The organism is Armatimonas sp. (assembly GCF_043760365.1).
In the GTDB taxonomy this organism is placed as follows: Bacteria; Armatimonadota; Armatimonadia; order Armatimonadales; family Armatimonadaceae; genus Armatimonas.
Genome location: NZ_JAYUPA010000077.1, coordinates 1 through 6,609, shown reverse-complemented (window position 1 = coordinate 6,609; position 6,609 = coordinate 1). Strand labels below are relative to the sequence as shown.

Annotated in this window: 6 protein-coding genes and 1 pseudogene; 5 read left to right on the top strand and 2 right to left on the bottom strand. The window is 59.0% G+C overall.

Annotation, left to right across the window (positions count from 1 at the left end; genetic code table 11):
- A pseudogene (locus tag ACH2EH_RS02010) lies at positions 1-353 on the top strand (magnesium chelatase); the annotation flags it as partial.
- Here ACH2EH_RS02010 and ACH2EH_RS02005 read toward each other — a convergent pair.
- On the bottom strand, positions 350-727 hold the full coding sequence (locus tag ACH2EH_RS02005; RefSeq protein ID WP_395138364.1) for a MerR family transcriptional regulator: 378 nt from the start codon (positions 725-727) through the stop codon (positions 350-352). The pseudogene ACH2EH_RS02010 and the gene ACH2EH_RS02005 overlap by 4 nt on opposite strands.
- Positions 728-845: 118 nt before the next feature.
- On the opposite strand from ACH2EH_RS02005, the gene ACH2EH_RS02000 reads away from it, so the two are divergent.
- The 3 genes from ACH2EH_RS02000 to ACH2EH_RS01990 all read left to right on the top strand — a co-directional run bounded on the left by ACH2EH_RS02000 (position 846) and on the right by ACH2EH_RS01990 (position 4,883).
- Entirely contained in the window at positions 846-1,481 is a 636-nt protein-coding gene (locus tag ACH2EH_RS02000; RefSeq protein WP_395138362.1) for a DUF1080 domain-containing protein, read from the top strand.
- 7 nt (positions 1,482-1,488) lie between these two features.
- Positions 1,489-2,679: an L-2-hydroxyglutarate oxidase gene (gene lhgO / locus ACH2EH_RS01995; protein ID WP_395138360.1), complete on the top strand. Its 1,191-nt coding sequence runs from the start codon at positions 1,489-1,491 to the stop codon at positions 2,677-2,679.
- A gap of 455 nt (positions 2,680-3,134) precedes the next feature.
- A complete protein-coding gene (locus tag ACH2EH_RS01990; RefSeq protein ID WP_395138357.1) occupies positions 3,135-4,883 on the top strand; it encodes an RNA polymerase sigma factor in 1,749 nt (582 codons plus the stop codon).
- A gap of 45 nt (positions 4,884-4,928) precedes the next feature.
- Here the strand turns inward: ACH2EH_RS01990 and ACH2EH_RS01985 are convergent, their stop codons facing one another.
- Positions 4,929-5,444: a hypothetical protein gene (locus tag ACH2EH_RS01985; RefSeq protein ID WP_395138354.1), complete on the bottom strand. Its 516-nt coding sequence runs from the start codon at positions 5,442-5,444 to the stop codon at positions 4,929-4,931.
- Positions 5,445-5,551: 107 nt separating this feature from the next.
- Here ACH2EH_RS01985 and ACH2EH_RS01980 point away from each other — a divergent pair.
- The coding region (locus ACH2EH_RS01980) for a DUF1549 domain-containing protein (protein WP_395138352.1) at positions 5,552-6,609 on the top strand (1,058 nt) is incomplete at its 3' end.

Genomic DNA, 6,609 nt, shown 5'->3' with positions numbered 1-6,609 from the left:
CACCTGCGGGGGAGAGCTCGGCGGCGATTCGCACGCGTGTGGAGAGAGCACGAGAGACCCAGCGCCAGCGGTTTGCTCAGGAGAAAGTGTCGGCTTGGTCGCCTTGCTCCAGTACTTTTTGCAACGCGCACATGAGCTCGCGCCAGCTCCAGCGTCACTGCACCATGGAACCAGAGGCGAAATCGCTTCTCAGTGCAGCGATCACGGCCATGCAGCTCTCGGCGCGTGCCTACGACCGCATCTTGAAAGTTGCCCGCACGATCGCGGATCTCGTGGGCTCCGAGAGTATTGGTGTGGCCCATATTGCGGAGGCAGTGCAGTACCGGACACTGGATCGCAAGTTCTGGCGCTAGCTTTCAAACGCCTGTGGCTTTACCTGCCGCCCTGCTTGCCGTCGCAGCTCCCCTACCTCAGCGCGCAGGGCGGCAAGCTCGCTGGTCTGCGTTCGTACAAGGGCAAGTAGCTCGTCGAGCTGGCTCTCCGTATTTCGTCGCTGGCCCCTTTCTTTGGGGGTGGTTCGCCTTGCCAGCTCACTGCGAATCTGCTCCGAGGGCATTCCCGCTTTCTTCCACCCGGCAATCTGCCGCAGTAGCGCCTGGGTCGTTTCTGGGTAGCGGCGCCGTTTCCCTTCACCTATAGCGGGCAGGAACGCCTCAAACTCATCTCTCCAGACTCTCAGGGTGCTTTCGGGAAGTTCACATTGCCTTGCGATTTCGCGCATTGTCATGCTGCTATCATAGCATGATTTTGTGATTATGCGCAATATAATTGCAAATCCAATTAGTGTCCTTAAATTTATCTTTACGGACACTAATCCGAAAAGGAAAAACAGGTACAATCGCCGCATGAGACAAAAAGAACCAACGATCATTGACCCAGGCCCGGCTGGCGGCCCGCCCTCCGATGCTATTGTGCTCTTTAACGGAAAGAACCTCGATGCTTTTCGTGGCGAAAAAAGCCCAGAGCCGCGCTGGAAGCTAGAGCGTGACGTGATGGAAACCACACCCTTTGGGGGGATCTTCTCCAAGCAGGAGTTTGGGGACTGCCAGGTACATGTCGAGTGGACCTCCCCCACAACCGTAAAAGGCGATGGCCAGGGGCGCGGCAACAGCGGTGTCTATTTAATGGGCCGCTACGAGATCCAGGTGCTAGATTCCTACAACAACAAGACCTACTTCAATGGACAGGCAGGCGCGTTGTACGGATTTAATGCCCCCTTGGTGAACGCGTGCCGGAAGCCGGGTGAGTGGCAGAGCTACGATATTATCTTTCATGTCCCCAAGCTCCTGCCAGACGGAAAAGTACAGCCAGGATCCATCACGGTGCTTCACAATGGGGTTCTGATTCAGGATCACATCCCGGTAACCGGGGAGCCGACCACTTCCGCACCACTGAAGGGACTTGCCCCCAAGGGGCCGCTCTATCTTCAGGATCATGGCAACCCCGTGCGTTTTCGCAATGTTTGGGTGCGGCAACTGTAGCTCCGGAATGTACGACTACGCCCTCATCGGCGGTGGCATTGTCGGTCTTGCCACCGCCTACCAGCTCGGTCAGGCACACCCCAACGCCCGCCTACTTCTGATTGAGAAAGAGAGTGGCTGGGCCGCGCACCAGACGGGGCACAATAGTGGCGTGATCCATTCTGGGATTTACTACAAGCCTGGGAGCGCCAAGGCACGCATGGCGGTTGCCGGGGCGCGATCCATGGTGGCATTTTGCGAGGCGCAGGGAGTCACGCACCAGATCTGTGGGAAAGTCATAGTTGCCGCTCACCCCGACGAGCTACCACGCCTGGAGACTTTAGAGCTGCGCGCGGCGGCAAATGGTATCGTCGCGCGTCGGCTGACTCCCGAGCAGCTTCAAGAGCACGAGCCGCATGTTCGGGGAGTCGCAGCGCTCCATATCCCCAGTACAGGAATCATTGACTACAAGCAGGTAGCTCAGGCACTCGCCCGCCTTGCCACCGAGCAGGGTGCGGAGCTACGACTACAGACCAAGCTGCTGGGCATCGTCAAAAAAGGTGATTCCGTCACACTTCAGACGACGCAGGGAGACTTTCCATCGCGTTTTCTGATCAACTGCGCCGGACTCTACAGTGACCGAGTTGCTACCCTGGGGGGAGTCTGCCCCCGTGCGAAGATTATCCCGTTTCGCGGCGAGTACTACGAGCTGATCCCGGAGCGCCGCTCACTGGTGCGGGGACTGATCTACCCGGTGCCCAACCCAAGCTTCCCCTTTCTAGGAGTGCACTTCACCCGCATGACAGATGGCAGTGTCCATGCCGGTCCCAATGCCGTTCTCGCACTCGCACGGGAGGGATACAAAAAAACGGACCTCAATTTTGGGGAGGTCTTTGAGACTCTCACCTACCCCGCATTCTGGAAACTCGCCCTGAAAAACGCCGATGAAGGCCTGCAAGAAATATGGCGCTCTCTGAGCAAAGCACGCTTTGTGCACTCAATGCAGACTCTGATTCCTGAGATCCAACCCAGTGATGTGACTCCCGCCGGGGCAGGAGTCCGCGCACAGGCCCTCGCCCACGACGGTGCCCTCGTGGACGATTTTCTGATTCTGTCTGGAGAGAGGCAGCTTCATGTCTGCAATGCACCCTCTCCCGCCGCAACCGCATCACTCGAAATCGCACGAGAGATTGTAAGTCGCATCCCGCCCCCTGAGTAATCGCCCCCATGAACGGGGGCGTCATATTGTCCTCGTTCCTCGGACGCAATCAGATATCACGCTTCAAGCCATCGAAATTTGCTACAGATTCGTCAAGGGCGTAGCTCCCGAGATTCGCATAAAACGCACGTTTTGTGAAAGCTGATCTCGCTGATCTCCTGGAAGTTAGTCAACTCCGGGTTCGCTGGCGGCGACGGGAGCGAATGATTTCAAAAATTTTTCTAACCTTTCGGGACGATACCGGGTCTCTTAAAGCAAGCAATCAACGTAGAGAGTCCGGTAAAACGGCAACTGCGGACTATAGCAGAAAGCGGGGCGATGCGATGACGGACCTATTGACGCGAGCTGAATTGGCGGAGAGAAAAAGCAGATCACAGCACAATACTGTCTCCGCCACCCCCATGAATGCGCCAGCGGCAACGAGACGTCGGGCGTTAATAGCGCTCCCCGAACTAGTGATCCATGCGCAAAATGGGGATACGGACGCGCTTAACATACTGATCCTGCGCTTTCAGGACATGGCCGTTGGCCTTGCGGCGTCTCTGCTTGGCGGACTCGGCGGCGGGATCCCGGATGCGGAGGACGTGGCGCAGGAAGCTTTTGTCGAAGCCCTGCGACGCCTCCCGTACCTTCAGCATCCCACCGCGTTCCCCTCGCTGCTGCAATCCTTGGTGCGGAAGCACGCCGACCGCATTACCCGACGACGACAGTTTCGAGCGGCAACGGCCTTAACACTCGACGATGCCGCCGCAGCCACGACAGCAGCGTCCTTCGACGGCGACCTGGCGACGGAGATGGCCGTGTCTGAGATGCGCGAGGCAGTCCGTCAGGCGGTGCGTGACCTGCCCGAAGCGGAGCGCACGGCCGTCCTACTGTTCTACGTCGGCGACCAGTCGATGAAGGAGATCGCGGAATCGCTCAATGTGCCGCTCTCGACTGTGAAAGGCCGCCTGCACGCCGCACGGACCCGCTTAAAAAGGAGAATGTTTACCATGTCTGAAGAAACACTCAACGAGGAGCGGCCCTCCGCCACCGCGCAGTTCCAGGGTAGGGTGAAGCGCGACCATCAGCTGGCATGCAGCTCTCGGTATCATACGCCGATGCCCGGCGAAGGCCCCCAGCCGCCGCCCGATTGGGACGCGCTGGAGCGGGAGCGCAATGCCTTTGAGGAAAAATTGCTCGCCGGAGAACCACTGGATCGGAAAGCAATGCGGCGCGCGGTCATGATGATCGTCTGGGACCTGAACCAGTATTCAACGGCGGCGGACCTTTTGAACCTGTATCTCGCCCGACCCGACCTGACTCCGCCGGAACGCGCGGAAGCGACCAAATTGCGGCTCGACGCTCTGTGCCTCAGCGGCTATCGCGGCGAGTACGTACGGTTGCACCGTGAGTTTCTGGAATGGCTGCATACGTTCGTCGGAACCGGCGTGATGAATGAGATTGCGCCGGACGGGGAGTTGATGCTATGGGCATTTTCTTCGTATTCCTATTGGGACCTTTGGAAGACCTTCGGACATCTGGAGGAGTGGCTGACGCGGGCGGGGCAGATACTGGACGAAACGCCAAAAACGGCACGCTCGCGTCGTGAGCGGTATTACCTGATCCGCACGAGGGCGTTGGCGCTGCGCGAAACGGGGAGATACGAAGAAGCCTGGGAAGCGATCCGGGCCAGCGGAAACCTGTCCGACGAGGCCGACCGGGACGCCTTCTCCCCCTTCTGGCGCATCGAGATGAAACAGATGTGGGACTTCGCTTTTGAGGATCGTACCGATAGTTTCACGGAGCGAGGCGAGGCGTCCCGTAGGGCGATCGTCGAGGAATTAGAGCTGCTTGTGGCCGCGTATCTTCCCACGCTCGACCCGAACGAGGAGTGGCAGGCGACGACCGTTGCCAGTTGTCTGAATACCTGCGCCACTTTGCTGTACGGAGTAGAGCAATACGAGCGAGCATGGGCGTACTTCGAGCGTCAACTTGTGACGGGGGATTACAGTTATCGAAGTCTGGTTCAGGCGGCGGCGACGCTCTGGAAAGTGCGTGGCGAAGGCGTACGGTCGGAAGTGGTTTCGCTGCTACAAATGGCAGCGGTACGCCCGGATGCGCGGCCTGGCTGGGCGCTGGAATGGTTTCGACAGATGAAGGAGTTCGAGGGTGCCGAGAATGATGTGCAGTTCGTTGCCGCCATGTCAGCTACTGCCACATAGTAGCAGGTGCGGTGACGCTGAGTTGTGCAGGCGGCGAAGGCACGCTCACTTCCCGCCGAGTAGCCCTTTGGCCGCGTCGCCCGCGCCCTTGAATGCATCACCCGCCCCTTTGGCGGCATCCCCGGCGGCCTTGGCAGCACTATCCGCCTTCTCAACTCCCCCTTTTACGGCATCAGCCCCCGCTTTCATCTTGACGGCACCGGCTTTTGCGGTGTCTGCGGCGGCCTTGGCGGTCTCACCGAGGCCGCCTGGTAGGTTTGCTACGGCTGCACCAGCCTTATCAGCAAGTGCCCCTGCCTGATCCGCCCCCGCCTTCGCCTTGTCAGCCCCCTCTTTGACCGTCTCCGTTACCCCTTTGTCGCCTGACATCTTGGGGGTTTCCGGTTTGGCGGTGGGCTTAGCCATTGGGTTGGGGGTCTCTTTGATCACCCGGACTGTCTCGACAGGTGTGTTTGCCACTGTCGGCGCGGGCACTGATTCCGTGGCGGGTTGATTATTACAACCAATACACAGTATTCCCACAGTGACAAAGCCCAGCGTGGGCAAGAGTAAATGTCTCATTTCCACTAAAATCTCCTCTGTTAGATAGCCTATTCTACCGATTTAGATTGACGTAATTGCGGGAATAAGGGATAATTCCTTTAGGTATTTTCAAGGGAGACCCTTCCATGACCCAAACTCAGATTCGAACGAGCACGCTGCTGGCACTCACAGCCCTCGCAAGTGGCATCGCTGCCATCGGCCCACGGGCGCAGGCGAGCACGAAAGCCGCCGCCCCGCAGTTCCTCCGCGATGTTGCCCCCATTCTTGATAAAAAAGGCTGCTCCGTGGCGGCCTGTCATGGGAAATTTGGAGGACGTGGTGGGCTACAGCTCTCCCTGCTCACTCTTACCCCAGCCGATGACTTTGATCCCCTGGTTCGTGGAGGGCGCGGACGGCGTGTAAACCTGATGGAGCCGGAGAAGAGCCTGCTGCTCATGAAGGCGACCAACAAGAGCCCTCATGCTGGAGGAGAGCGTTTTTCACTCAGCTCGCCTCAATACAAAACCATCCGTGATTGGATCGCTGCGGGTGCCCCGTTTGACGAGGCAACCGACGCGACTCTGAGTAAGCTGGCCGTCACCCCCGCGCAAGTGACTCTGAGCAAAGTCGGGCAAAAAGTCCCGCTAAAAGTAGTCGCGAGCTTCTCGGATGGCACGAGCCGCGATGTCACGGCGCAAGCCAACTACGAGACAAGCGATCCCGCCGTGGTCACCGTGGACGAAAAGGGCACCATGACCGGCAAGCGCTGGGGCGGGGCCGCCGTGGTGGTGCGCTACCTGGGCACGGTTCATGCCGCATCGCTGACACTGCCCCGAGAAGACAAAGCGCCCTACCCGAAGCTGGCCCCAGGTAACCTCATTGACGACTTTGTCTACGCCAACCTCAAGCGGCTCAATGTTCAGCCGTCGCGCCCCACCAACGACTCCGAGTTCCTGCGCCGCGTCTCGCTGGATCTGCGCGGGATTCTGCCCACTGCCGACGAGTTCGATACGTTTATCGCGGACAAAGCGCCCGATAAGCGTGCCAAGACCATTGATGCGTTTCTCGACTCCCCAGAGTTCGTGGATATGCGGGTTCTGCGCCTCGGTGACATGCTCCGGGTGCATCCACGCAATATGGGCAATGGGATCAGCGGCGAGCGCAGTGCGGCACTCTTCACCGAGTGGCTCAAAGACTCCGTCGC